This is a genomic window from Tomitella biformata AHU 1821, assembly GCF_000524475.1.
In the GTDB taxonomy this organism is placed as follows: domain Bacteria; phylum Actinomycetota; class Actinomycetes; order Mycobacteriales; family Mycobacteriaceae; genus Tomitella; species Tomitella biformata.
Genome location: NZ_BAVQ01000046.1, coordinates 1 through 1277 on the forward strand (window position 1 = coordinate 1; position 1277 = coordinate 1277).

Below are 1277 nucleotides of genomic sequence, written 5' to 3' on the forward strand. Positions count from 1 at the left end.
CGGGTTTAGGTGCGGGGGAAGTTCAACAACGCCCGCGCGTTGAGCTCGACCATCTGATGCACCTCGTCATCGGGCACATGCAACATCGAGTCATGCACCCGCTTACGGCTATTCGGCCAATTCGAGTCCGAATGCGGGTAATCGCCCTCCCACGTGATGTTCCCGATCCCCACCGCATGCCGGTTCTTGATCCCGAAATCATCCTCGATGAAGCAGCCGAACAGATGCTTCGAGAACAACTCCGACGGCCGCACCGTCTGGTTGATGTTCTGGTAGAAACGGTGCTTCTCCCAGGTCAGGTCCATCCGCTCGAGCATGTACGGAATCCACCCGATACCGCCCTCGGAGAGCATGAACTTGAGCTTCGGATGATTGTGGAACACCGGGGAGAACAGCAGATCCGCCGTCGCGTACATCGAGTTGCAGCCGAACAAGGCGGTCATCACGGCCATCGGCGCCTCCGGCGCGGTGATCGGGGCCTTCCCGGAGGTGCCGAAATGCACGCACAGCGGAATGCCGGTGTCCTCGCACGCGGAGAACACCGGATCCCAGTGATTCGTGTGGAAGGAGGGCAGGCCCAGCGGCGACGGGTTTTCCGGGAAGGAGATCGCCTTCGCACCCTTGGCCGCGGTCCGGTAGATCTCCTTGACACACTCCTCGACCGACCACAGCGGCAAGATCACGAGCGGGATCAACCGATCCGGGGCGCTCGCGCACCACTCGTCAATGTGGTAATCGTTCCACGCCTTGACCGAGAGCAACGCGAGCTCTTTATCCTCGGCCTCAAGGAACACCGTCCCCGCGAACCGGGGGAACGACGGGAACGACAAGGTGGCCTGGACACCGTCGATGTCCATGTCCAGCACCCGTGCCGCCGGGTCGTAGCACCCCGGGATCATGTCCTCATAGCGCGTGGGCTCGGCCCCGAACTCCTCGGGCTTCTTCCCCGCCACCGCGTTGAGCCCGATATACGGGTAGATGCGGCCCTCATAGGTCCACACCTCCGCGAGCTTGGTCCCCGCGTCCCCGCGGGCGCCGTCACCGGCATGGACCGACCTGGGCATGACCTTCTCGATGATCCGGGGGCCGGCGTCAAGGAATTTCTTCGGCAGCCGATCAGACCAGAGCTTGGGATGCTCGATCAGGTGATCGTCAGTGGAAATCAGATGCATGTGGCTCTGCAGGGGCATGAGTCCTCCTGGAATACCCGCGACGCACAAAAGGCGTTGACTTGTTTAGCTATGTGGAGACTATCAGACGCTGTAACCCACATCACC

The 1277-nt window shown here is 61.7% G+C and carries 1 protein-coding gene; it reads right to left on the minus strand.

Going from position 1 to position 1277, the window contains the following annotated elements; genetic code table 11:
* Positions 1-5: 5 nt before the first annotated feature.
* Positions 6-1190 (minus strand): amidohydrolase family protein, encoded by a 1185-nt coding sequence (locus tag TBIF_RS14880; protein WP_024795572.1) that lies wholly within the window; start codon positions 1188-1190, stop codon positions 6-8.
* Between the last annotated feature and the right edge of the window lie 87 nt (positions 1191-1277).

Coding starts and splice junctions, on each gene's coding strand:
- TBIF_RS14880 (WP_024795572.1), bottom strand. CDS start 1,190: ATGCCCCTGCAGAGCCACATGCATCTGATTTCCACTGACGATCACCTG.